Here is a 24,688-nt window from a genome sequence, read left to right as displayed (position 1 = left end):
TTTCTTTCAATCCTTCCTGTGAAGGCGTTCCTGAAGTATAGGCAGCAACCATTCGTCATTTATTGTACCATAATCACGGGCTTGTCACAGTCTTTATTAGGACTTAAGTACTGGAAACGTCTGCCTTGGACGTAGTAGTCTCAAAAGCATCCTCTTCACAGCGGGAACGGTTCAATCCGCTATGCAGAATAAAGAACAGGATGGACAAAACCGCCACGCCCGCTGCCAGCCAAAGTGTGGGTGGCAGACCTCCGCCATCATATAGCCTCCCCATAATATAAGGCCCCATCACCCGTCCGGCAGCGCCAATCCCCCCGACTAACCCGATGTAAAAGGGTGCTCCCCGACCTCCATGGTCGGACAAAAATGCCGGAACCGCTGGTGCGATCAGCATCTCTCCCAGGGTCGCCAAAACCATGGCGAATATCATCCCCGTATAGTTCTGTGTGCCTAACATGACGATATAAGCTGCCAAATAAAATCCCCCTGCCCACGTCATTTGAGCCGAAGCGTGACGGGCATAAAGACGTTTGAGCCAGAAAATAATCGGCTGTGCAGCAAAAATAAGCACACCGTTCAGTGTCCATAGTAGCCCGTACATCGTTTTAGGCAAGCCCTGCTCAATAATATATGGAGATACGCCCGTATTCCAGATCGAATTACCGAACCATAAAAAGAGCGAGCCCAACCCGACGAAGAGATACAGCCTGGTATCACGGAAAAGCAGCCGCGCTGGTATTTCCTCTGTTCTTTTCTTCACGGACTTGCTGAGCTGAACTTCCCCCTCTTCCCGGTCGACCCTGCTCAGATAGGACCAGAAAAACCCGGCAAATACCGCAGAGGTAATCCCGTTCATGACAAAGCTGAGCTGATAAGAGAGATCAGCCAGAACGCCGCTCAGTCCCGTACCCAACGCCACCCCTATATTATTGGCAACATAGATAATGTTGAACAGCTCTCCACGACGGTCAGCAAAGCGAAAACCTACAAATGCCTGAATTGCGGGCACAGATACGACATTAAAAAAGCCGATAAAGCCCATCATAATAACAAACGCAACCCAGTGACCGCTGGTAAATGGAAGCGTGAGAAGTCCCAACGCGTTCATTGCCAGCGAGCCGACAATCAGTTTTTTGGCCCCAATGCGGTGATAAAGGGCTCCTCCTAGCACCTGACCAAAAATCCCGCCCAGGGACTGCACCAAAATCGCAATCCCCGCATCTCCCATACTGCGGTGCAGCTCGTCAAACACATACATGCTAACCAACGGCCACATTAGAGAGCTTCCGGCGGAATTAATCAGGCTGGCGACAAGAAACACTTTCACTTCTTTCGGATAAGAATCCAACCATTTCATATATTCTGTTTCTCCTTTAGCATCTGACACCATAAAAAGACATTATCTCATTGACGCTTCACATTCACCACCGTTGAAAAGAAAGTAGCCCCCCGCCCCATATCCGACAGTCGGTCAGAGGTTAACACATTGGCACGCTGTCTGCGTCCTTTACCTTCCCACCATAACCCTTGGCTAATCACCGTACCAGGCAGCATCAGATCCGTGACTTTGGCTTTCAGCTCATACGTTCCCCGGTCGTTCCATACCGTAACCGGATCACCGTCCGCGATGTCTCTTGCCTGAGCATCCTCCGGATGAATTTGCAGCAAAGGCTCCCGTTCCAGCCGCTGATGCTTCGGTAAATTTGCAAACGTGGAATTCAGAAAATTATGATTCGGCGGCGAAATAAACATCAGCGGAAACCGCTCGTCCGCTTGCGGTCGATGCTCTCCGTCGTATCCTTCAATCAGCGGCACATACGAAGGCATCGCGGGCAGACCCGCTTGCTTCATCTTTTCCGAATACAGCTCAATCTTGCCTGAAGGCGTAGTCAGACGATCCAGATAGGTAGCCTTCGGCGTCATGTCCAGTTTGACAAAAGGTGACTTTTTTAAGGCTTCCAAAGTCACACCGTTGAGATAAGGATTCGTCGGGTTATCAAGTGCACCCGCGATCATGTCCTCTTCGCTTTCCATGAAAGCAGCCTCATCAAAGCCCATAGCCTGTCCAAGCAGGCTAAACAGCTCATAGTTGCTTTTGCTTTCCCCGAGTGGTGCAATGACAGGCGCCTGCATCTGGATATAATGATGCCAATACGATTTATACAGGTCTGTGCCTTCAAAAGAAGACGCCGCAGGCAGTACAATATCCGCATAGCGGGCCGTATCGGTGAGGAACAGGTCGTGAACGACCGTAAACAGATCCTCCCGTTCAAACCCCTGCGTCACCCGATCAGCATCAGGTGCTACGACAACCGGATTGCTGCAATACACGAACAGCGCCTTGATCGGCTCGTCCTTCTGTAGCAGCGCTTCGCCGATTTGGTTCATGTTGATCGCCCGGGCATCCGGGTTCTTACGCAGATCAGGACGCGCCAGGTTGGCACCGTTGAATTTGCCGTAAGCCCCATTGGAACGTGATGCTCCCCCGCCGTGCTTCAGCCATTGCCCGGTGAGCGCTGGCAAGCATGTAACCGCGCGTATATTCATACCGCCATTATCGTGATGTTGAAGTCCGTTGCCAATATTGATATACGCCGCTCGCGCCTGTCCGTACATCTCCGCCAGACGAATAATATCTGCTTCCGGCACGCCTGTAATGCGTGAGACCCGCTGTGGAGTATATGCCTTCACATGCTCGCGCAGTTCCTCATGACCGACCGTATAGCGGCGCAAAAATTCATCGTCCGTCAGCCCTTGCTCGAACAGTACGTGCATAACACCCAGCGCGAGCGCGGTATCTGTTCCCGGGTATAGCGGAATGAACCAATCCGCCCATTGCGCTGTCCGATTGCGGTGGACATCAATGACGATCACCTTGGCACCTTTTTTACGTGCCTTCTCAGCCAATACCACTTGATGCATATTGGTGCTGATGACATTTCCACCCCATACAATAATGAGGTCAGCATCCTCTGTATCCTCCGGACTGGTGCCACCCTTAAAACCCATGACGGATGCCCAGCCTTCATTCCCAGCCACACTGCAAATCGTCTGGTCCAGTTGGCTTGAACCCAGCGCATTGAAAAAACGGCGATCCATCCCGTCCACACTCAACACGCCCATATTGCCGTAAAAGCTGTAGGGGAGAATAGATTCCGGTCCGTCCGTGCGAATCAGTTCCTTGAAGCGGCCTGTAATGGTATCCACTGCCTCCTCCCAGCTAATTCGTTCGAACTTCCCTTGCCCCTTGGGACCTACACGCTTCAACGGATAGAGCAGCCGTTCGGGGTCATACACTCGCTCCGTCATATTGCGAACTTTGTTGCAAATGGCCCCCTTCGTAATAGGATGATCCGGATTACCGGTCACCTTGACGATCTTTCCATCTTCCTTGTGAAGCAGGAGCCCGCACGTATCCGGGCAATCCAGCGGACATACAGCCGGAAAAATACCGTCCGTACGCTCCGTCACTCGCTGCCTCCCTTGCAAGTCTTGCTGAAGCACAGCCTCAGGAGACGCGCTGTTGCGATGATCCATGATGTTGATGCTCCTTTCCATTACCGTTTCCAAAAATTACACTGTTCTTATCATATATACAGCTATGTCCTATGGCAAGAGAAGGATTTTTCCAACCCAAATCCGTCCACAAAGCTCAAAAAATCCGCTTGCTGCTCACAGCAAAACGGATTTCTAATATTCTATATTATTTTTGACAATACCTGTTTCAGTAATGAATACCAAGGGTAAAAGAGATCAAGGCATTATGGACGAGAGCACACTCATCCTCCATGCCAAATCATGGACCACTCCCAAAAAAATCCGCCATGACAGGTTTCGTTCCCCCGGACCTGTCATGGCGGATTTACTTTGTTCCCATTTTTCCAAAGCGCTGCTTAATCAAGCATGGTCACTCAACGGAGTTGTTGCAGTAGATGAAGATGCCTGAGATGAATCATTCACAGAATGTACAGCGGAATGAGGCTTTTTCAAATATGCCAACCAGTAAGCTCCAGCTACGAACATGCTTCCTCCCACCAAATTCCCCAGCCAAACCGGAATGAAGTTCATGACATAATCTGCCCATGAAAAATGACCTGCGAAAATAGCCGCCGGAATCAGAAACATATTGGCTACAACGTGCTGGAATCCGATAGCTACAAAGGCCATCGTCGGGAACCAGATCCCCATAATTTTGCCACCGATCGAATCCGTGCTATACGCCAGCCATACAGCCAGCGCTACCAGCCAGTTACATCCAATACCGGATATAAACGATTGCAAAAAGCTTTCATGCAGCTTGTGTCCCGCCATATCCACCACTTTGTCCAAATAAGGTCCTGTCTCGGTTAAACCCAGCACATGACCAAAGAAAAAGGCAACAAACAACGCGCCCGCAAAATTACTAAGCGTAATAATCGCCAAATTACGGAACATCGCCCCGGTCTTGATCCGTCCTGCCCATCTCGCCAGTGGCACAGCCATCATATTACCGGTCAGCAATTCTCCGCCTCCGATCAATACCAATACCAGACCTACAGGGAACACGGCTGCTCCAATAAAAGTAGCAATACTTCCCCATTCTTTGGGCGCGCTTGCGATAACACGTATATCCAGCAAAAATCCAAGCGCAATAAATGCACCTGCCAAAAATCCCAATACCACTGCCACAGTCCATGGATTGTTCGCTTTGGCCACTCCTGTTTCCACCGTCTTTTCAGCAATCTGCCCCGGTTTATAACTTGCCATATATTCCGCTCCTTTAACATCTTTTCACTCGAATGTTCTCTCTCATATTTTATTTAAAATCAGTGATTTTGTTTGTGAAAAAAATCACTTTAATGAATATTAAAAAAACAGCCCTTGGATAAAGGACTGTTTTTCGTGTATTCTTGCATCTACCGCGCCACTAAGTGCCTATGATTTAGTTATATTCTTCCTTTTCAACTGCCCTCAGGAACCAAATAACTCCTCCGAGTCCTACCAGCGCCACGGCTACAAGAAAAAGGATATAAAACAAATCCATAAATCACTTACCCCCTAATCCTTATGCTCTCTATATTGTACTATAAGGATTCATCTGTACGTCTCATATTGTTGACAAACTTATGAACAATGTCACAGACAAAATGAATTATACGGTAACTGGCTTCCGTTCAGATATCAGCGGCAATGCTTGCAAACCCGCTGCATTCAAGAAATTCCAAGGCTTATTATAATGCGGCTGGAAGAAGAAATCCACAAAGGCCAGTTGATCAATGGTCATATGATTTTGGATCGCCACCGACAGGGTATTAATCGATTGGGTCAAATCTACCTTCGACATAATTTGTGCCCCGACAATTCTCCGTGTTTCCTGCTCATATACAACCTTCAGCAGTACCTTTTCCGAGGTTGGCATAAATTCAGGACGGTAGCTGTCCTCAATGGTTACAGCCTCTACAGCCATGCCTTCGTCCGCTGCTGCCGCTTCCGTCAAACCTGTTCCTGCAATATTATCTTCATAAATTTTAATACCCGAAGTTCCCTGTGTTCCCATATAGGCAATGGTCGGCTGAACCAAATTGCGTGCCACCAGCGTACCCATACGAACAGCGTTGGTTGCCAATGGAATATAAGCCGTTTTGCCTGTCGGGTTGTAGCGTATTGCACAGCTATCGCCTGCGGCAAATACGTCCGGGCAGCTGCTTTGCATATAATTGTCCACAATGATCGCGCCGTTGGGCAGCATGTCTACCTGACCTTTAAGCAGATCCGTTTGAGGACGGAAGCCGATGCAGAGAATAACAAGCTCTGTTTCATATTCTCCTTTGGATGTAACCACTTTATTCACCTTACCGTTACTTCCTTCAAAACGGCTCACTGTTTCTCCCAGCACCAGCTTGATGCCATGTTCCTTCAAGGAACCTTCAATTCGGTCTGTATATTCCGGGTCCAAATATTTATTCAAAATACGATCCGCGCTGTCAATCAGCGTAACGTTCTTACCGTTCATTTGAAAAGCTTCCACCAGCTCAACACCAATATATCCGGCTCCGACAACTGTAATGTTCTGTACATGCTTGGCTTTCTCAATGATGTCATTGGAATGATTATAGTTTTTGCAGAGCAGAATATGATCGAGCTCAATACCTTCCAGCTTCGGAATAATAGGCCACGAGCCTGTAGTTACAATCAATTTATCAAAGGTGTCCGTGAATTCTTCTCCTGTTTGGAGATTGCGTGCTTGCAGCGTTTTACCTGCTGTATCGACATTCGTTACCTCATGAAGCATCTTGGTCACGGCACCCAGCTCAGCCAGTTCATTCGGGGAAGAATAAAATAATCCGTGCGGATCTTTGACGACACCACCTACGTACAGTGCAATACCACAGGATAAAAACGAAATATTGTCATTACGCTCGTAAACGGTAATTTCTGCATCTGGATAGCATTTGGCTGTGTTGACGATGGCTGCCGTACCTGCGTGTGTACATCCGATAACTGCTACTTTCATGTTGAATTCCTCCTTGGTGTGGGCATAAAATGTATAATAATTGTGAATTGTTTCACGTAACTACTTTGTTGATTGTGATTTATTTCACTTCATGCACTTATTATAGTGTGATATTTTTCACATTACAATAGCTATTTATGATATTCACAATTTGTCCACATTTTTAAAGTCAGGAAGATACAACGTCAGTCGTTTGCTGCAACACCTCTTTGCTTCATTCAGTTTTTCCCGTATGGGGCTTGATTATGCCTTTTTATCAGGCTTCCAAATGCTACTGCAACGATCAATCAAATGTGAAATACAGAAAGCAAAAAAAGGCCGAATCTCGGAAAACAACGGAGATTCGACCTTATCTAAACGTATATTTCTGACTAAGCTGGAAGCTATTACAGGAGTTGCTCGATAGCCGCTTTCATCGCCTCTGGTGATTCCTTGGGTTCAAAACGCCCCACAGGCACACCTTCACGATCCACAATGAATTTCGTGAAATTCCATTGAATCGTGCCATCTTCCTGCTCTCCAGGCTGCTGCTTTTTCAAATATTCAAACAGAGGTGCTGTATCCGGACCGTTAACGTCCACTTTAGCGAATACCGGGAAATTAACCCCGTAATTCAGTTGGCAAAATTCAGCCGCTTCCTCGCTGCTGCCCGGCTCTTGACCGCCAAATTGGTTACAAGGGAAGCCTAATACAACCAGTCCCCGATCCTTATATTCATCATATAGCTTTTGCAAATCCCCATATTGCGGGGTAAGTCCGCATTTGCTTGCGGTATTCGCGATGACCAGCACCTTACCGGTGTAGGTATCCAGAGGAACCTCCTGATTCGCTGGTGTTACGGCATGATGTGAATAGACAGACATATAGCACCCTCCTTTGTTTCGCTTGGTTTAAGTTTCATCACCTATTTTACCCAAAACGAGACAGACACGCCAACATCCCTCGACTTTAGCGAGACGCCACCACTTCGAGTCTGCGTTCTTCACGTTCTGAAACAGACATCCTTGGACACGCAAAACAATACCGCTGACCTCCACCTGTCTTGTAATATTGGCAGCAGGACGGTTTCATATATGCCTTCTCACCGGGACGGTAAGGGTTATCCAGCTCAACAAGACGAACCGTAAACGGGTTTCTTTTACGCCCGAATACCTCTCCCTCCAGCTCCCGTGTCACATAATCATAATCTTGTTCAAAATGCTCCACATCCTGTGGATCGGTTAGCGATGGCTGGACTCTATCCTTAAAATACAGCAAAGTCAGCGGAAATTGTCCCCACATCTGTCCAACAGATGCACCTCCTGCCGAAGCCATCGCCTCCAGTATCGGTCTGATCTGCAAGCTGTAAAAGTCACGCAACACCTGCTGCGCTTGACCGGATGAATGATGCTCGTCTTGCCTGTTGTTGTCCAGCTCTGTTTGGTCGATGACCTGAAAGCTGATGGCGGGATATTTCCCTTGATAACAAATATGAAATCTGAGATTGGAAACGGACAGATCGAGACGGCGTTCACACAAAGACACCATAAAATGCTGAGCAAACACAAGACCTCGCAGCTGGTTTACAAAATAAACGGCTGTGGTCAAGCCGTCTTCCGCACGCAGCAACTCACCATAATACTCCATCACAGAGCCAAGCTTATCCGGTTCAAGCCATTCTGCCACGGGCCCGGAGTATACCGCATCTTCAGGTGTGTCTGTCACTATTCGCGCTAATTGCTCAAGCTGATCATAATCCAGTGGTTTCATTAGGTCTCCTTTATCCTCTTGCCGCTACCTGTGGTCTGGCTTCACGCCGCTCGGAAACGGAGCCCACCAGTTGATTCTCTTCCAGTTTCAATCCCTTTGCGGCTTGGCTTACCGCTGGTTGTCCGGCCAAAGCATATGGAAGACACAGCGGTACACCTGTACGAGGATCTGTTACGATATCTGCTTCAATACCGAACACCTCGCGCAGCACGTCAGGGGACATGACCTCGGTTGGCGTTCCTACAGCCTCGGCCTTCCCTTTTTTGATCGCGATCATATGCTGGGCGTACCGGGCTGCATGGTTCAAATCATGCACGACCATGACAATGGTACGTTCAGCCGAAGTGTTCAAATACTCTAACAAATGCAACACTTCCAATTGATGCGCCATATCCAAAAAGGTAGTCGGTTCATCCAGAAACAAAATATCCGTATCCTGCGCAAGCGCCATGGCAATCCATGCACGCTGGCGCTGCCCGCCAGAAAGCTGGTCGATCGGGCGATCGTGGAACTCGCTCATTCCTGTCACCTGAATGGCCCACTCTACCATTTTACGATCATCTGCTTTCATAGAGCCAAAGCCTTTTTGATAGGGGAAACGTCCGTAAGATACCAGTTCCGTCACAGTCAATCCTTCCGGTGCAGTCGGATTTTGCGGCAAAATAGCCAACTGCTTCGCTACCTCCCGGGTGGATTGCTTATGAATGGATTTACCGTCGAGCAGAACGCTGCCGCCTTTAGGATTCATGATGCGAGCCATCGTCTTCAGAATGGTGGACTTGCCGGAGCCATTTGCACCCACCAATGCTGTGATTTTCCCTTGCGGTATCTCAACGTTCAGATCCTCCACAATCAACCGATCTTCATAAGCAATATCCAGATTAGCCGTTTTCAGACGAAACATTCGGAATCATTCCTTTCCCTTATCTAATATATAGTCACGGGCTTAACGCACGTTATTCATCAAAACTTCATTCTATCTTTATATAATAAAGATATTGATAATCATTATCAAGTATTGATTGGCATATTGCCTTAGCATAGGAATCATTTCACGGAAAATGACCCCGAAAATTCACAAAAAAAGACCACAGCTCCTCAAAGCTGTGGTCTTCTAATATCCGGCAGACAACATCAAGACTGTACAGAACGCAGCCCAAATGCTTCAGCCATGAGACGAATGGATTTCAACTTGGCGTCAAAGTCATGAATAATACTTGCCACCATGATTTCCTGTGTATGATAAGCCTCACTCAATTGCTCAATTTGGTGCTTCACCTGCTCGGGTGAGCCAACCACCATGCGCTTGCGATTCTCGCGGATGCGCATCCGGTCATATGGCGTATACGGATAGGCCAATGCCTTTTCTACGGAAGGTGTGCCGGCTGAGCGCATTCCCTGCTCCAGCAACACCAGGGACAGGTCCATACTGGAAGCCAATCGGTTGGCTTCCTCTTCGGTATCCGCACAGATAGCAAATACAGCGACAAGTGAACGCGGCTGATCACTGTGCTGCGAAGGCTTAAAATGCTCCTGATACTCTTTCATCGCTCCTGTGCCGCCTTCGCCGTTGATGAACTGCGCAAATGCAAAGCCCACGCCACGTTCGGCTGCAAGCCCTGCACTGTCGCCGCTGGAGCCTAGCAGCCACATTTCTGGCACGGTTTCTACGAGCGGCATCGCCTGTAATGAGCCGAAGCGATGCTCACTGCCTGTACTATCATGCAAATAAGCTAGCAGGTCATCCAACTGCTCAGGGTACAGATCGACGCCACCTCTAATTTTGCCCTCCTGCAAGGCTCTGGTAGCGATTGGCATGCCTCCCGGGGCACGTCCCAGGCCCAAATCCATGCGCCCCGGGTACAAGCCCTCCAGTACACGGAAGTTTTCCGCTACTTTATAGGCGCTGTAATGCGGCAGCATCACACCCCCTGATCCCACTCGAATTGCCCGGGTACGAGCGGCCAGATGCGAGATCAATACCTCCGGGCTGGAACCAGCAAGATTAGAGGCAGCATGATGCTCTGATACCCAAAAGCGATGATACCCCAAGCGCTCCGCCTCTATAGCAAGCTCAGCGGTCTTTTGTAATGCTTGCGCATGCGTCATGCCTTCCGATACCGGAGATTGGTCAAGAATGCTGAGTTTTATCATATAAAGTCTGACCTTTCTGTTTGGGAATAAGAATAGGCATTAATTATAGCACGCGAAGCCACAGTTACCCAAGAGGGCTCAATTTTATTTACCCTGAAAAATTGATTTCACACAGGAATTGGAAATGTTTATTTTTCGTTGAGGCTCGCCTTCACTTTATCCGCTTCATAAAGATGAGAACGCTTTTTAAAGAAACTAAACAGATGTGTGACGATAACCTTCAATACAGCATAGCCCGGAACCGCCAGTATAATCCCTACCACTCCAAACAGATTGCCCGCCGTCAGAATGACAAAGATAATCGTGATTGGATGCACCCGGAGAGACTTGCCCATAATTTGCGGAGAAATAAATTTACCCTCAATGAGCTGTACGACTGTCCATACAATGACCATTTTGAGCAGCATAACCGGAGATGTTACCAAAGCTACAATTAATGCAGGCGTAATGGCAATCACAGGTCCCAAATAAGGAACAACGCTCGTAAAGGACGCAATGACGGCAAGCGTCAGAGAATAGTCCAGTCCGATGATCAAGTAGCCGATATACAACAGCACCCCGATACAGAAGCTGACAATAATCTGCCCCCGGATATATGAGCTGACCTGATGATTCATTTCGGTCATAATGCGATCAGTCTCTTTACGAAACATAGGCGGGAACATCTTCAGCACCGACTGTGGCAGCTTGCGTCCATCCTTCAGCAGGTAGAACAGAATAAATGGAACCGTAGCGATCGCAAGCACCGTTTCTGTGACTACACCCAAAAAACTTCCCAAACTTGCCCAGATATTATTAATGAAGGCAGATAACTTTTCAGAAGCTTTGGAGGCCAGCTCCGACGGATTGATTTGAATCGTGTTTTGGAACTGGTTCACGAAGTCACTGCCAATTAATTTCTCAAACTGTTGTTGTACTTGCTCGCTATATGCAGGCACATTTTGAATCAATCCCTGAATCTGATCGCGGATCACGGGCACTACCGATGTAATCACGATGGTAATGATCCCTATGATGAGCAAATACAGCACAATAATGGAGTATATCCGCTTGACCTTGTTGCGCTCCAGTACATCAACCAGCGGATTGAACAGATAGTACAAAACTCCGGACAAAATGACTGGGAGAATGATCGTTTTCAGCAGCACAATAACGGGGGTAAATATGTACGAAATTTTGGTAAGCACCAATACATTTAAGCCGATCAGCAGCAGTACCAGCAGGAATAACACAAACTTGTTGTTCAGAAAAAACTTTTTGAATCGGTCTTTCCATGCCGGAGTTGTTTCCACATGACATTCCCCTTCTCTTTAAGCAAATGAGTGTAATGACCCTTCATATCGTTAAGATATATTCTTAGATCAAAATATACAAGGTTATACCCGAATAAACACAAAAGCAAACAAAGTTGTACGACAGCATACAGACTTTGCTTGCTTTGGAATGTTATGGAGTATCGTTTGTCTTGGTTGCAGCGGAATCCGTCGTTGTGGTCACAGGTTTGTTTTCTTGCTCAAACATATTTTGTACAAAGTTCTTAAGCTTTCTCTGGTCCACACCCAACACCTGTGCCCCCTTAACCGTTGTCTCTCGCACCAGCTCATTCGGTGGAATTTGCTGTTTCGCGATCGTTTTGGCGTCGATATTAAAGCCCAATGAAGCCAGTTGCAGCATTTCCGTTGTGCTCAGATTCGTTTCAATATATGGAGAGATGCTGTTTAAAATACTTGGCAGCTTAATCAGAGACGAGGTCGACTGGATTTTGCCACCCAGCTCGGTAATAAATTTGCGTTGCCGCTCCGTACGCGTAAAATCGGAAGTGGCATCATGACGAAAACGCACATATTGCAAGGCCGTTTTACCGTCCATGTGCTGCATTCCCTTTTTCAAATCAATATCAAACTGGTGCTTGTCTGCTTTGGAAGTGTAGTACATATCCTTTTCGACATCCAAATCAATACCGCCCACAGAATCCACCAGCGCAATAAAGCCGTTAAAATCCGTGTATACATAGTATTGGATCGGTATGCCGAGCAGGCCGCTCACCGTTTGTCTGGTCAGATCAGGCCCGCCGTAAGAAAATGCAGCATTCAATCGACTTTGCCCATGGCCCGGAATATCAACGTACGTATCACGCAGGATGGACATGAGCGTAGCCTTCTTCGTGACCGGATCAACAGAAGCAACCATAACAGAGTCAGAGCGTCCTGAATCCTCCCCGCGTGAATCGCCGCCCAGCAGCAAAATATTCACTCTCTCTTTCCCATCCCACTCTGGGGGAAGAGATACTTCTACAGGCTGTACATTCGTTGGGGACTGGCTTTGTGCTTGCGGCTTAAATTTCGAATCCTGACCGGTAGCGACCGAAATTTGATTTGTAAAATGATATATAGAGTAAGCATAATATCCGCCCACCAAAAGAACTGCCGCAGTCACAGAAATGCCCAGCCATTTTAATATTTTTCGCATATTTTCGAGTAACCTCGCTTTTATTCAACATCTTTCAGCTTATAAAAGCATACCCTCCCTGCAAGTTATCTGTCAATTCGCGTCGTCTGTTCAGCGTACACGATTGACCTGTGACTAATGGTAGTTTTCCTTGTCTGTCACGCTGTTATTCTTATGTTCTTGCGGCGCCAGGTTAGCTTTGTCAGGAGTGTCCGCGTACCATGGATTAAGATGCACAAGCACCTCGTAAACCCTCGGCTCCTGCTTCATCACGGCCCCTTTGATCAGCCGGATAATATCATGTCCCTGCTGAATCGTCAGGGAGGCATCCACAGAAGCGCGGATATCCACAATAATGTAATGACCGTGCTCACGGGCACGGATGCGGTCAATTCGCTGAACCTCGGCTACACTTAGGGCTGCTTCGGCATAGCTTTCGATTTCCTCGGTTGCAATCGCCTTTTCCATCAGTACATCTATGGATTCACGGCCCATTTCCCACGCCAGCCTCAGAACCAGCAATGCGACCACAAACCCGGCAATCGGGTCACCGTAGGATAAAATATGAATGCTCCAGTGCTCCCCGATCAAGCCCAAACCGATACCCAGTACAGCAGCAGCGGAGGCGTACACGTCCGCCAGATGATCTTTGGCCGTAGCAATGAGACCCTGGCTATTGGCTGCCCTTCCGATACGGATCGTATATATATACAGCCATTGCTTCCAGAGCAGGGAGATGATCGCCGCCACCAATGCCAGTATATGTTCCTTCGGCATCGGTTCAAACAGCGCCATAATGGAATGGTAGCCGATAAATATGCCGGCTGCGAACAAAATGACCGCTACCACGCTGGCTCCAATAACCTCTGCCTTGCCGTGACCATATGGATGATCCTCATCCGGCGGCAGACTCGATATACGCATCGCCCCCAGCGCCGTTGCCGAGGCGATTACGTCCCCGGCGTTATGCACACCATCAGCAACCAGCACCTTGCTGTTGAACATGACGCCTGTAATGATTTTAATGCCAGTTAATAGGATGTTGCTGATCAGGCTGATCCACGCTGACACCATAGCGCGTTTGCCCATATCCTGTTCGTGCATGATGTATAACCTCCGTATCTATCTTAAAAACAACTGTTATCGCCAAGTTAATCAGTTGTTTTTAAGGCAGCTATGCTGCTGGTTTTCTTTGTTTGCCCAAAATAGTAATGCCGCTTATTCCATCCTATGATGCTGCCGCGTTGGCGGCATGGGTGGAGATGATAATAGCCCCGGAAGATGAGCCTCTCCGGGGCTATTATCATAACCATAGTTGAGCGTTCTATGAGAACGCTCTTGCTTTATCTGGACCGTCCGCGACGGCCTCCCTGTCCTTGAGTCCCGCGCGGGCCGCCTTTGGCTTGTCCAATGCGACCACCTTGGCCTCCGCGAGCGGAGCCGCCGCTGCTGCGGTCATACCCGCCGCGTTCGCTGCTTTGCCCTGCCGAGCGACCTTGGCCTCCCCGAGCGGAGCCGCCGCTGCTGCGGTCATACCCGCCGCGTTCGCTGCTTTGCCCTACGGAGCGACCTTGGCCTCCGCGAGTGGAGCCGCCGCTGCTGCGGTCATACCCGCCGCGTTCGCTGCTGCGGCTGGAGCGACGTTCGCCGCCTGCGGAAGCTGCGCGTCCTTCGCGCGGCTGTTCCCGCTCCGTGCGGCCACGGCCTGTGCCGTCACGACGGTCAGCCTGTTCACGGCCGCTGCCCCGGCGTCCGCCGCCGGAACCGTTGCCGCCGAAGGAACGGCGGTCGTTTCTGCCTGAGCGGCGTTCTCCATCCTGCCGCTCAGCTGTACCGGCAGCAGGTCTACGCTGCCCGCCGCCCTCGCTGCTGGTGAATGTGACACCAGCAACCTTCTGGATGTTCCGAAGCTCTGGAACATCCCGTGGCGTGGCGAGCGTTACCGCCACACCCTTGCCTCCGGCACGGCCAGTACGCCCGATGCGGTGAATGTAGCTTTCGGCATCCTGCGGCATGTCATAGTTGAAGACATGCGTTACGCCTTCCACATCCAGGCCGCGTGCGGCTACATCAGTCGCTACAAGCAATTGAAGCTTCGCTTCACGGAACGCCTTCATCACTTGTTCACGCTTGTTCTGGGACAAATCCCCGTGAAGCTCGCCGCTCTCGAAGCCCATTTCTTGCAACTGCTCATTTAACGCAGCAGCGCGGCGCTTTGTACGGCAGAAAATAACAGCCAAATACGGACGATCTGCATTCAGCATATCCACTAATGCTTGCTGCTTGCCCCGATCCGTCGTCTGTACAACGACCTGACGGATTTGGCTCACCGGAACGGAAGAAGCAGACTTCACTTTTACATCCACAGGCTCGTTCATATATACACGAGCCAGTTTGCGGATACCTGCTGGCATTGTAGCGGAGAACAGCATGGTCTGTCTCCGGTACGGAACTTCCTGAAGAATCGTCTCTACATCGTTCAGAAAGCCCATGTGCAGCATTTGGTCGGCTTCATCCAGCACCAGCATTTTAACACCGCTCAGATCCAGCGTGCCGCGTCTCAGGTGATCCAGCAATCGTCCGGGTGTACCGATAATCAACTGTGCGCCGCCCTTCAGCTTGCGAAGCTGACGCTCTACATCCTGGCCTCCATAAACAGCCAGCAACGACAAGCTTGGCTCCGTAGCAGCCAACACGTTCGCTTCCTGTGTAATCTGGAGCGCCAGCTCACGCGTTGGAGCAATCACAAGCGCCTGCGGATGGCGCTTGTCCAAATTCATTTTTTGCAAAATCGGCAGTAAAAACGCAAGCGTTTTACCTGTTCCCGTATGCGCCTCGGCAATAACGTCCTGGCCTTCCATCAACAGCGGAATGGATTCCCGTTGCACAGGTGTTGGTACTGTAATTCCCTGCTCTTTCAAGGCGTCTACCCAATGCTGCTCTACGCCTAATGCTGCAAAATTCTTCAAGTGATATTCACTTCCCTTATCTGTATTCAATATGTGTCACGTAAAATAGGTTCATGTGCCATATGACATCCATCGTTCCATAGTTCAGAATTCCCATTTTTGTATCGGTTCTCATTCAACCCTTTTCAGGAAGGGAGCTTATCCGTTATCGTTGATTCTGTTCATGTAACCCAAACATACGGCCGCAATGCGGCTCAGGCCGTTCCATATATGACTTTCCTAGTATACGCGAAGTTGAACGGGTTTCCAAACCATTTTAATGAACGGATGCAAAAGGTGAATTTAGTTGCCATGTCAGATATTATGAAATAGGAAATGCTCGAACAGAACACCCAGACATAAATTATGTTTCCAGTCATGGACTTGTTTTTCTTTACCACAACCTTGAAAAATCCATTATACTAAACATCAGGAGGTTGAAACTTATGCATATTCAGGTTCAAAACGTTGAAAAAATAGAAAACGATTATCTCATTCATTACAAAGCAGGGGGCGCACTGCCGTTCGTTCCGCATGATATTGTTCTGATTCATGGCAAGCAATATTTTATCGGCACGATTGTGGAGGTAGGGGCGGAACAGGCTCTTGTACGGATCAATCCGCAATATGAGAGCCAGTTGGCAGGCTCCATCGGGCTTGAACTGGCTTTCTCACCGACCGTCTCCATTCAAGGAGCAGATAAAATCGTGGAAAAGCTCGGATATTTCCCTCCCTTTCATTATGACCACATTACAGCAGCCGATATCACAAAGGACCAGATAACATTGACGATTGAACTATCACCACCTACCGTACTGATACCCAAATCACCCGATCTGACGCCTTCCGCTGAGCAACCCTTACTTACTATGTCTTCAACGGAAAATGTATCCCGTTACGCGGTGACCTTTACTTTTTTAGAAACAAAGGAACATGAGTTGACGGCTATGGAAACGGAAAATATCATTTTACAGCTTGATTTCCGTTATGAAGAAGCGGACATGGTCATTGATATTGATGCAATAACCGGTCTGTCAGGCAGCTTCCTGTGCAGAGGCATCCGTACGGAGATTGCAGAGTTGAATGAATAAACAGGAGGCTCGGGAGCTGCTGCGCTGTCATTCTTTTACACATGATGATCTGGATCATCCCAAAATGACGAACGGATTTTTTCTGTTGCAGTTGGCGCAGCAGTCGTCCGAGGATGAGCTTATTCGTATGGAGGCGCTGAAGGTCATCGGACTGTACACGGATGGCAACCAGCAGCCGACCATTTTACGGGGAATTTGCGAGCTGCTGGTCACGCCTGACGAAGATGATGATGTGCAAATAGCCGCTTTGCAAACTTTGGCATGGATGCCCTGCTCGGAAGCAGAACTCGGATTGGCCCTGAAGCTGATCCACAGTGATGCATACATATTAGTCAAGGAAGCAGCCTTTGCGCTGCTGTGCTCACATAAGCACCTGCCTTTCGCACAACATGCCCTGAAGCAATTGTTACAACATGAGGAATTCGGCGTGTCTGCCAAGCGGGAACTGTCAAGATAATCGACAACCAAAGGAGAATCAACCTACTCATGCGAGTCAAAATATTTATATTCATACTTATTATCGGGGTAATATGTGTTCCCGCCTATTTCATCATGAGCAGCTTCGGGTTATTTCAAAATGAAAAGGTACTTGTACAGTACAAGGTTGCCGTGGACTTGGAGGGTGAAAAGTATGATGCCTGGCCTGTAATCAGCAGCTTTACCGCTATAGACAAAAAAGGCGACGACCGTCAGCTCTACTATCAGGCGGAAGGCGCCGGCTTAGAATACTTGTTTCAGTTAGCCTATGGACAATATGAACTCAAGCCCTCCAAAGAAAATCCTTTTCTGGACGGAAGGATTCACTACACCCTGGATCATCCCGATTACGTTCGGCAAGAGAAGAAATATAAGAACGCCAACGATTACAGTCAGTTACAGCATTATTATAACCAGCAGGAACAAGTCATCTATACTTATAATCCCGAAGCCAGGCTTGACAAGGCATATGTTCGCTCCATTATCACAACAGGTATGACTCGCAGCTCTGGTGGATCAAGCAGTCTTGTGAAAGATAACTACATCAATATCAGTAGACTGTTCAAGGACAAGCTGGGAATTACCGTAAAAGTAGACGTGGACGAGGACAATAAAATCGTTACTCTATTCATAATATGAAAAATATCCGTGAGAAAGGAAGGGGATACTTATGACAGAAACACAACAATATCGATTGGGACCTGCTTATTTGGAGGGATGGGCTGTACCCGAGAACCCGGACGCATGGATCGAGCAGGAATGGACAGGAAAGCTCCGTTCTCAGGCCGGACATACGAAATTTCATATTTTTTATTATGGAGAGTGGATGGACGAGCTGATCGCCGTGACTGAATTTGCACCTCAGCTCATGATTGCGGAGGATACGGTCACGGGCGAACAGATCGTGATATTTGACGGAACCCGACACGGTTACGACGCACTGCTATGCGAAGTATATACGGAGGAACAGCAGAACAACCGCACTCCCCTTTTACCCTATTTAGATGAAGACGGTGAGGATACGTTTGAGGTGAGCGTGACCGCTTATTACAATGTCGATTGGGATGATGAATTTTCAGACGATGTGGATGAGGATGGGCAGCTTGAGCTGATCAACGGCAAGCTATGCGATTTTGAAGAGGCGAAGCGGAACGGCTTTGATGCGATTAGTATTACGATTACAAGCGCCAAAGGTCTGAAAACAGAAATCATTCAGGAAGAGCTGGCCTGACGAGGATGGAACAGAAACGCTTCAAGGATGAATCTCTGAGCGTGAGCGGTATGAATGAATGGGTATTCACCAATCTGGAACGTTTTCAGAGCAATCCTGTCAATACCACCTATTATATCATCCCTGAGGAAGAGCTATGGGAGCTGGAGGATGCAGGTCTCACCGTCACCAATCACCGCGATGAAAGTATTCCCGCTTCCCTTCCCGATCACCATGCACAGACATGGCTGGAGATAGCGACCGTGCAGGATGTCATTGAAGTGCTACCGCAGCGGCAACGAGCCGGACATCCACCGCATCGCACAGGGACTTCAGTATTACCATGAATACGATGCTTTTATGGAATAAGCGTCTCCAGCCGCACTTTTACCTCAGGATCAGCCTGTTTCAGGCTGCTTTTCAGCTTTTTCTCGCCGCCCCAAATTCGGTAAACGAGCAGCTCTTTGTCGTAATCCTCCAGCTTCTCAAGCTCCTCGATCAGCACCTGTGCCTGCTCTACGCTTTCGATTCCAGACGACTTCAACGGCTTAGCACTTTGGTTGCCTGCCAGAAGAATCTTCGTCCAAACTGGAATCGTGTCCGGTGTCAGTCCATGCGCATCTGCAAAAACAGCCGCGTAGCCATCCTGTACCGACTGATGCTCCGTATCCACCAGCTTCATATAGCGAATCACCAATGAAAAATAGTCCGTTCCTTTCAGGCCCAGCCCCATCACCACATAGGTACCCGGCATCGCCGATTTTTCTCCTGGCTCCACATCGTTGTACCACTTGAACTCTTCCATCGCGATATCTGCATATTCAGCCAGTAGCGGGTAGAGAGCTGGATATTCCAGTGCATTGGCAAAAAAACGATGCAACGTGGATTTAGCCAGCTTGGGCACAGGCAGGATATTTTTCACCTTGCTCTTGAGCTTCAGGCGATATTCCTTGGTAAAGCCCTTCTGTAAAATATCGCATACATATACGAGCGCTTCCCTGTAGCTCTCTTCTTCCTCCGAACGAATATGAACCTCCAGCGTTTGCAAAATATCATTCGCTTTACAGGTGACACGCTCGCTTGTGTATAGCGCTGGAATGCTACCTGATCCGCTCTTGAGCCACTGGGCGGCCTGCTCCGAGCCTAGCTGTGAAGCGATCTCCAAATATTTCTGCCGTGCATCGGCATCGGTCGAACCCACTCGCATCGCGGTGAGCAGGAACATCTCTATGGCTGGTGCAGGAATATCTGAAGGACGAATATCAGGCTTCACCGTATAATCCAGCCCGTAGCTTTTTTCACGATCCGCATACCTCGCCAAAAATTCATCTTCGGCCCAACGCTTCAAGTCACCGTTAAGCTGATGTCTCCATGCTTCCTCACGATTGCGGCTCACCTTCACTTTTGCATCCATTCGATCCAGAAGGTCACCTACCCGTTCGGCATCTATAGGGTACAAATGAGGATCGAGCAAGTGCCTCACAAAGAAAAAATCGTCCTTTTCCTTCGGCACAGCTTTACTGGAGGGGTTGAGCTTCTGTTCCACAAACTGCTGGATAGAGGCTAACAAATGCTGTCGTTTATCTTCGTTTAGAAGTGAAAATGTAAAATGGCTGGATTTCTTCTCCAAGACCACTTCCAGATGAAATTCCAGCCGATAACGAAAGAACATGGAACTAAATTTTTCAGACTTAAACAGCGTCTCTATCCGTTCCCTGATCACAGGCATCCATTCGTCCTGCACCTGCTGGAGCGTTACACCCTCCGTAAAACCAGAAATTTTCGTATCCGGTCTACGGTTATCCCAATCAAACGGTTCATAGGTATCCACCCATAGCCCGTCCTCCTTACAGGTCACTTTTAAGTATTCATGAATCCCTTCGTGAAGGACACTTTTTGTCTGGAATTCGGCAATGCGCTTTTGCTCAGAAGCGTACGCCTTATCAATTGCCTCGAAAATCGGATCTATGTATGCTTGTACCCCTGATGCCATTATGATGTGTTCCTCCTTCATCCCCTACAAATTGTAGTTCTAACGTAATTAAGATAGACTAATTTATAACTATTTTATTTCCTGATTATAGCATATCTCTCATTTACTTTTGGACTCAATGAGCAGAAAGCAACGGAGCTTCGTAATGAGATTCTGTCATTCTTGCAGAAGCAGCATTGCCGGACTTTAAAGTAAAAGGAGGACGAATGAAAATGACGGCATATTTTGAGCAAACCCTTGATAGGCTGGGGGATATCGCAAAACGTCTGAGACAAAGCGGAATGCCTGACGTGGAATACAAGTGGACGGAGGGCATCTCCACAGGTGAGCTAACTGCGCTGGAGGAACGACTACAGAGACCTTTACCCGCCTCCCTGTCAGAATTGATACAACGATGTGGCAGCCTATACCTGTTATGGTCGCTCCCCCAACACTGTATTGTAAGTGATGTATCGGGACGTACAGGTGAACATAGCTCCATCTCTGATTACGAACTGAACATACTCGAAGATATCACGGGTGAGTTTGGCTGGAATCATGAGTATATTAGCTATTTCACATCTTATGGGGAAAATGCAGACTCACCAGCGACGACGGACGAACATCGGTATCTGATTTTCAACTACAACGGTGCGGGCGATCCGGTACTGCTCGATTTGGCGACATCATCTGCCGAGCCAGCGGTGTTCTGCTATGATCACGAGCAGGATCGGTTCACCTTGCTTGCGGACAATCTGCCCGCCTATATAGACACCATCCTCACACTACACGGCCTATGGATATGGAATTGGACGACAGTGATTGACGAGCATGGCATTCAGCTAAAAAGTCCCCCGCTACAAATGTGGGTACGCTGGCTGGATACGTTCTGCAATGTGAAGCTGGAGGATGCCCATTCACTTGAGGCTTTGATTAGACACACCACGATGCATGGTGTAGACAATCCTGCCATATTACAGGCTTTTCAGCCCTATGATCCGAAGGATATCTTCCTTGCCTGGGAGCAACTCATTCAGCATAACCCTACACAACTCGCTACATGGGCCGTTTTTATAGGAGAAACCGCTGGCGACGGGGCTGCCGACTGGGTCCGCTCCTTATGGCAGCCGGGCAACGTGCAAGCGTGGACTTCTTCTTCGGTTCCCAATAGCGGCTCTATTGCTGTAGGTACATTTGTATCCACCCGTGCCTACCTGACCGCCCGCTGTCTGCCTGGGCATGAAGGCTTGGCATACGTGTGCAATTACCTGCTACAGCATTCAGCGGTGGATGGTAAATTAGAAGGGTACACCGCTAACGGGCAGTTACAGCATTTTCATTCACCACAGGTCATTGACTGGATCCGGGATAAGGTGAATCATCCCGTAGAGGGCTGGGCAGCGCTTTTCGCCCACTCCCGTCCTACAGCTGAGCAGCTGCTTGAATGGCTATCTGATAGCGAGCTTCATCAGAAAATCACAACCGAAGCATTGAATATCATGATTCAACGGGATCTTCTTCCCACTCTGGAAGCAGACACTTGGGCTAACATCTCAGACCTGCTTCATGCTTCTTTGCAGCTTGTTATGCTCAAAAAAGATAAACGCCGTATTGAAGCAGTGCTGGAGCAGCTTTCTGATTTGGGGCTTTGTTAACCTTTTGGAGCCGCTGCGTCAGCGGCTTACCCCCTTGAAAAAGGTATCTATAGTAAATGAAATTAATTCGTCATTCGATTTTTCCGTAGGGAAATCAAAATTCAGGAGCAGAGAAGTCAAGCCGTGCAACATGCTCCACACGGATGTGGCGATCAGGCGATCATCCCCTTGAGTTATGCTGCCATCATCCATAGCGGCTTTTAGTCCGGATTCAAGCAGCTCAAAGCCTTTAAAGCGTCCACTGTCAATAAGGCTGATTAAGCTTACAGATTCCAGGTTGCTGATAAACAGAATGTTGTAATATTCCGGGTTAGCCGTTCCAAAACGAACATAAGCGTCGGACACTGTTTTCAGCACATCCAGGGCATTCAATCCTGCTGCCTGTGCTTCTTCCGCACGCTGCTGAAGAGACTGCAAAAACATGGAATTTCCTTCAATCAGCAGTTCTCGGACAATCGCTTCCTTATTGGCAAAATAATGATAAATGGTCGTTGGCGAATATTCGATCTGATCCGCAATTTTGCGCATAGAAACTTCGGCATACCCTTGGTTCAGGAAAAGCGAGCGGGCGGCCTCGATTATTTTCCGGCGGATTTCACTGCTTTCACGTTCTCGGCGTTTGATATGTTTCATGAGTAGATGTACTTGCCCTTTCTGCCGACCCCAATTTGGCGGCGATACGATCAGCTTCCATTATACCCGAGTTCATAGCCCCTTGAAACCCGCCCCCGGGTTGTGTCCAGGCCCCAACCAATGACAGACGGTTCACCGCTGTTTTGCGCTTCAGCCTTTTAATACCGGACTGCCGGACAGTTTGCGCGTAGCCATAGACGGCCCATCAGGATTGGCAGTATAACGCTGCATCGTACGCGGTGTGCCCAACTCGGCCACCACCACTTTACTGCCAAAACCCGGATACAGCTGTTCAAGGCGCTCCAGTATCTGCCGTATTACGGCTTCTTTTTTGGCTTTATATTCGGGACGTGTGGCAGGCCAGTTCTCAAATCTGTCCAAAAATGTAACTGCGATGACGCCTTTTCCAGGCTCATTAAGCATGGGATCCATGGCGTTATAATTGGTGAGCATCCAGTTGCCTTTGGTATACTGACCGCTCATCATGACTTCATAATCTGTCTCCGAATCCGGCTCGTTACGCAGGATTAAGTCTTCTTCGGTGATGCCCAGCTCACACGGCTTGCAAGATAACCCAAGATACAATTGGGTGAGAGATGTGCCGGTCTCCAGCCTGCTGACGGCTTCCAGCTCACGGCGGGCAGCATCATGGTTCGACAGCAGACGGCCATAGGTATGATGGGGACTGATACCGGACACAATCCAATTGGCTTCATATACGTCCCCTTTTTTCAGGCGTACACCAACTGCTTTGCCGCCTTTGAGCACAATCTCCGACACCTGACTGCGCAGGTGAACCTCTCCGCCGGCTGACTCAATGGCGGCAACCAGCGCATTGGATAAAGCCTGTGCGCCTCCCTGAATATAATACGTTCCCTCCAGATGATAGCCGATCCAGGGAATGAAAAAATACAAGGCGGCAAGCCGCTTCGGGGGCAATCCATAATAGCCCCAAAGCGCAGTGAAAAATTCCGTGAATCTCTCAGACAGCCTGAACTGACTTACAGCCTCCCAAGTGGTCATTTGCGTCCAGCGGAAGAAGGTTCCTGCTTTGAGCAGGCCAGCTGCCTTGCGCCAGAAAGTGAGGGAAGAGGAAGAGAAGGCGGAGAAGCCTTCCTCAAAACGGCGAATACCTGCAAACAGGCTGTCGATGGCTGCCTGCTCAGCAGGGAACATGTTTTTGAGAAGCTGCACATATTCCTGCACATCGGACGGGATATCAATGATCTGCCCTTCCCAACGAATGGAGTAAGGGTGCTTTTTGCGGAGAGGTACGATCCGTCGATCCACTTTGCAGTCTTTCAGCAACTGAGCGAAGCTGCCTTCTTCGAGTCCGCCGACGCCATGGAGGGATACGTCAAAAGTATAACCCTTTCTTTTGAATTCAGTTGCGAAACCGCCGGCCAGGGTATGACTTTCAAAAACAGCCGTTCGGTAACCGAGCGCGGAGAGCCTTGCTGCACAGGACAAACCGCCAAGACCTGCGCCGATGACGATAACATCATACTTGTTCATGATTTCATCTCCTTTATTAACATTGTTATTTAAATTAACACCGTTAAGTTAAAGGGATTATAACCCACAACATTACGTTTGGGAAGCCCCGGTTTTTGGGGTTATCTGTCGGGGCTAACCATCAAAACATAAGAGATTTAGCTCTTATTACATTACAGCCGCAAAAGTTGAGATAATACAAAAAACATCCAAAATTGTAGCGCTTTCACTTGTCAAATTCCAATGAAGATGCTATCCTGCAAGTGGGATTGTTACTGAAAAGGCAAAACCCGAGTACATTTGTGTACCCGGAGTTTGCCTTTTTTTGATTTTATATCGATGCAGCATTATACAGTCAACCATC

The 24,688-nt window shown here is 48.6% G+C and carries 20 protein-coding genes and 1 pseudogene; 6 read left to right on the top strand and 15 right to left on the bottom strand.

The genetic code is table 11. From position 1 onward, the window contains the following. Positions 1-103: 103 nt before the first annotated feature. From ABH897_RS09010 to ABH897_RS08955, 12 genes are all read right to left on the bottom strand, one after another. Complete coding sequence (locus ABH897_RS09010) at positions 104-1,357, bottom strand: MFS transporter (protein WP_283653621.1); 1,254 nt, start codon at positions 1,355-1,357, stop codon at positions 104-106. 47 nt (positions 1,358-1,404) lie between these two features. Next, positions 1,405-3,537 (bottom strand): molybdopterin-containing oxidoreductase family protein, encoded by a 2,133-nt coding sequence (locus ABH897_RS09005; RefSeq protein WP_404519405.1) that lies wholly within the window; start codon positions 3,535-3,537, stop codon positions 1,405-1,407. Positions 3,538-3,897: 360 nt separating this feature from the next. Beyond that, positions 3,898-4,746, bottom strand: a complete 849-nt coding sequence (locus ABH897_RS09000; protein ID WP_283653623.1) for a formate/nitrite transporter family protein — start codon at positions 4,744-4,746, stop codon at positions 3,898-3,900. A gap of 385 nt (positions 4,747-5,131) precedes the next feature. Next, positions 5,132-6,493: an FAD-dependent oxidoreductase gene (locus tag ABH897_RS08995; RefSeq protein WP_404519404.1), complete on the bottom strand. Its 1,362-nt coding sequence runs from the start codon at positions 6,491-6,493 to the stop codon at positions 5,132-5,134. Between the two features lie 386 nt (positions 6,494-6,879). Then, complete coding sequence (locus ABH897_RS08990) at positions 6,880-7,356, bottom strand: glutathione peroxidase (protein ID WP_014278523.1); 477 nt, start codon at positions 7,354-7,356, stop codon at positions 6,880-6,882. Between the two features lie 85 nt (positions 7,357-7,441). After that, entirely contained in the window at positions 7,442-8,242 is an 801-nt protein-coding gene (locus ABH897_RS08985) for a hypothetical protein (protein ID WP_404519403.1), read from the bottom strand. A gap of 10 nt (positions 8,243-8,252) precedes the next feature. Beyond that, on the bottom strand, positions 8,253-9,146 hold the full coding sequence (locus ABH897_RS08980; RefSeq protein ID WP_283653627.1) for an ABC transporter ATP-binding protein: 894 nt from the start codon (positions 9,144-9,146) through the stop codon (positions 8,253-8,255). 230 nt (positions 9,147-9,376) lie between these two features. Beyond that, a complete protein-coding gene (locus ABH897_RS08975) occupies positions 9,377-10,396 on the bottom strand; it encodes an LLM class flavin-dependent oxidoreductase (RefSeq protein ID WP_404519401.1) in 1,020 nt (339 codons plus the stop codon). Between the two features lie 128 nt (positions 10,397-10,524). Further along, positions 10,525-11,688, bottom strand: coding sequence for an AI-2E family transporter (locus ABH897_RS08970; RefSeq protein ID WP_283653637.1), 1,164 nt, complete (start codon positions 11,686-11,688; stop codon positions 10,525-10,527). 154 nt (positions 11,689-11,842) lie between these two features. Beyond that, complete coding sequence (locus ABH897_RS08965) at positions 11,843-12,865, bottom strand: LCP family protein (protein ID WP_283653638.1); 1,023 nt, start codon at positions 12,863-12,865, stop codon at positions 11,843-11,845. A 114-nt stretch (positions 12,866-12,979) separates the two neighbouring features. Then, positions 12,980-13,948 (bottom strand): cation diffusion facilitator family transporter, encoded by a 969-nt coding sequence (locus ABH897_RS08960; protein WP_404519400.1) that lies wholly within the window; start codon positions 13,946-13,948, stop codon positions 12,980-12,982. A 239-nt stretch (positions 13,949-14,187) separates the two neighbouring features. Beyond that, positions 14,188-15,813 carry a DEAD/DEAH box helicase gene (locus ABH897_RS08955; RefSeq protein WP_404519399.1) on the bottom strand — a complete coding sequence of 542 codons (1,626 nt, stop codon included), beginning with the start codon at positions 15,811-15,813 and terminating at the stop codon, positions 14,188-14,190. Positions 15,814-16,238: 425 nt separating this feature from the next. Here ABH897_RS08955 and ABH897_RS08950 point away from each other — a divergent pair, with 425 nt between their 5' ends. Genes ABH897_RS08950 through ABH897_RS08930 form a run of 5 tightly spaced genes read left to right on the top strand, consistent with a single transcriptional unit; the run spans position 16,239 to position 18,917 of the window. Continuing rightward, positions 16,239-16,883, top strand: a complete 645-nt coding sequence (locus tag ABH897_RS08950; protein WP_404519398.1) for an immunity 50 family protein — start codon at positions 16,239-16,241, stop codon at positions 16,881-16,883. After that, the gene (locus ABH897_RS08945; RefSeq protein WP_283653642.1) at positions 16,876-17,340 is read left to right on the top strand and encodes a HEAT repeat domain-containing protein; all 465 of its coding nucleotides are present in this window, start codon (positions 16,876-16,878) and stop codon (positions 17,338-17,340) included. The genes ABH897_RS08950 and ABH897_RS08945 overlap by 8 nt, the downstream gene beginning before the upstream one ends. Positions 17,341-17,369: 29 nt before the next feature. Further along, a complete protein-coding gene (locus tag ABH897_RS08940) occupies positions 17,370-17,999 on the top strand; it encodes a hypothetical protein (RefSeq protein WP_283653643.1) in 630 nt (209 codons plus the stop codon). Between the two features lie 31 nt (positions 18,000-18,030). Further along, positions 18,031-18,591, top strand: a complete 561-nt coding sequence (locus ABH897_RS08935) for a hypothetical protein (protein WP_283653644.1) — start codon at positions 18,031-18,033, stop codon at positions 18,589-18,591. Between the two features lie 5 nt (positions 18,592-18,596). Then, positions 18,597-18,917, top strand: coding sequence for a hypothetical protein (locus tag ABH897_RS08930; RefSeq protein ID WP_283653645.1), 321 nt, complete (start codon positions 18,597-18,599; stop codon positions 18,915-18,917). A gap of 11 nt (positions 18,918-18,928) precedes the next feature. On the opposite strand, the gene ABH897_RS08925 is transcribed toward ABH897_RS08930, so the two are convergent. Continuing rightward, a complete protein-coding gene (locus tag ABH897_RS08925; protein WP_404591655.1) occupies positions 18,929-20,563 on the bottom strand; it encodes a DUF6138 family protein in 1,635 nt (544 codons plus the stop codon). Between the two features lie 212 nt (positions 20,564-20,775). Here ABH897_RS08925 and ABH897_RS08920 point away from each other — a divergent pair, with 212 nt between their 5' ends. After that, the gene (locus ABH897_RS08920; RefSeq protein ID WP_404519394.1) at positions 20,776-22,197 is read left to right on the top strand and encodes an SMI1/KNR4 family protein; all 1,422 of its coding nucleotides are present in this window, start codon (positions 20,776-20,778) and stop codon (positions 22,195-22,197) included. A gap of 18 nt (positions 22,198-22,215) precedes the next feature. On the opposite strand, the gene ABH897_RS08915 is transcribed toward ABH897_RS08920, so the two are convergent. Further along, entirely contained in the window at positions 22,216-22,830 is a 615-nt protein-coding gene (locus ABH897_RS08915) for a TetR/AcrR family transcriptional regulator (RefSeq protein WP_283653648.1), read from the bottom strand. Next, positions 22,802-24,345, bottom strand: a pseudogene (locus ABH897_RS08910) (phytoene desaturase family protein). Before ABH897_RS08910 ends, ABH897_RS08915 begins: the two are co-directional and overlap by 29 nt. Positions 24,346-24,688 lie beyond the last annotated feature (343 nt).

The organism is Paenibacillus sp. RC73 (genome assembly GCF_044908085.1).
In the GTDB taxonomy this organism is placed as follows: Bacteria; Bacillota; Bacilli; order Paenibacillales; family Paenibacillaceae; genus Paenibacillus; species Paenibacillus terrae_A.
This window is presented reverse-complemented; position numbering and strand designations above follow the sequence as displayed.

Coding starts and splice junctions, on each gene's coding strand:
- ABH897_RS09010 (WP_283653621.1), bottom strand. CDS start 1,357: ATGAAATGGTTGGATTCTTATCCGAAAGAAGTGAAAGTGTTTCTTGTC.
- ABH897_RS09005 (WP_404519405.1), bottom strand. CDS start 3,537: ATGGATCATCGCAACAGCGCGTCTCCTGAGGCTGTGCTTCAGCAAGAC.
- ABH897_RS09000 (WP_283653623.1), bottom strand. CDS start 4,746: ATGGCAAGTTATAAACCGGGGCAGATTGCTGAAAAGACGGTGGAAACA.
- ABH897_RS08995 (WP_404519404.1), bottom strand. CDS start 6,493: ATGAAAGTAGCAGTTATCGGATGTACACACGCAGGTACGGCAGCCATC.
- ABH897_RS08990 (WP_014278523.1), bottom strand. CDS start 7,356: ATGTCTGTCTATTCACATCATGCCGTAACACCAGCGAATCAGGAGGTT.
- ABH897_RS08985 (WP_404519403.1), bottom strand. CDS start 8,242: ATGAAACCACTGGATTATGATCAGCTTGAGCAATTAGCGCGAATAGTG.
- ABH897_RS08980 (WP_283653627.1), bottom strand. CDS start 9,146: ATGTTTCGTCTGAAAACGGCTAATCTGGATATTGCTTATGAAGATCGG.
- ABH897_RS08975 (WP_404519401.1), bottom strand. CDS start 10,396: ATGATAAAACTCAGCATTCTTGACCAATCTCCGGTATCGGAAGGCATG.
- ABH897_RS08965 (WP_283653638.1), bottom strand. CDS start 12,865: ATGCGAAAAATATTAAAATGGCTGGGCATTTCTGTGACTGCGGCAGTT.
- ABH897_RS08960 (WP_404519400.1), bottom strand. CDS start 13,948: ATGCACGAACAGGATATGGGCAAACGCGCTATGGTGTCAGCGTGGATC.
- ABH897_RS08950 (WP_404519398.1), top strand. CDS start 16,239: ATGCATATTCAGGTTCAAAACGTTGAAAAAATAGAAAACGATTATCTC.
- ABH897_RS08945 (WP_283653642.1), top strand. CDS start 16,876: ATGAATAAACAGGAGGCTCGGGAGCTGCTGCGCTGTCATTCTTTTACA.
- ABH897_RS08940 (WP_283653643.1), top strand. CDS start 17,370: ATGCGAGTCAAAATATTTATATTCATACTTATTATCGGGGTAATATGT.
- ABH897_RS08935 (WP_283653644.1), top strand. CDS start 18,031: ATGACAGAAACACAACAATATCGATTGGGACCTGCTTATTTGGAGGGA.
- ABH897_RS08930 (WP_283653645.1), top strand. CDS start 18,597: ATGGAACAGAAACGCTTCAAGGATGAATCTCTGAGCGTGAGCGGTATG.
- ABH897_RS08925 (WP_404591655.1), bottom strand. CDS start 20,563: ATGGCATCAGGGGTACAAGCATACATAGATCCGATTTTCGAGGCAATT.
- ABH897_RS08920 (WP_404519394.1), top strand. CDS start 20,776: ATGACGGCATATTTTGAGCAAACCCTTGATAGGCTGGGGGATATCGCA.
- ABH897_RS08915 (WP_283653648.1), bottom strand. CDS start 22,830: ATGAAACATATCAAACGCCGAGAACGTGAAAGCAGTGAAATCCGCCGG.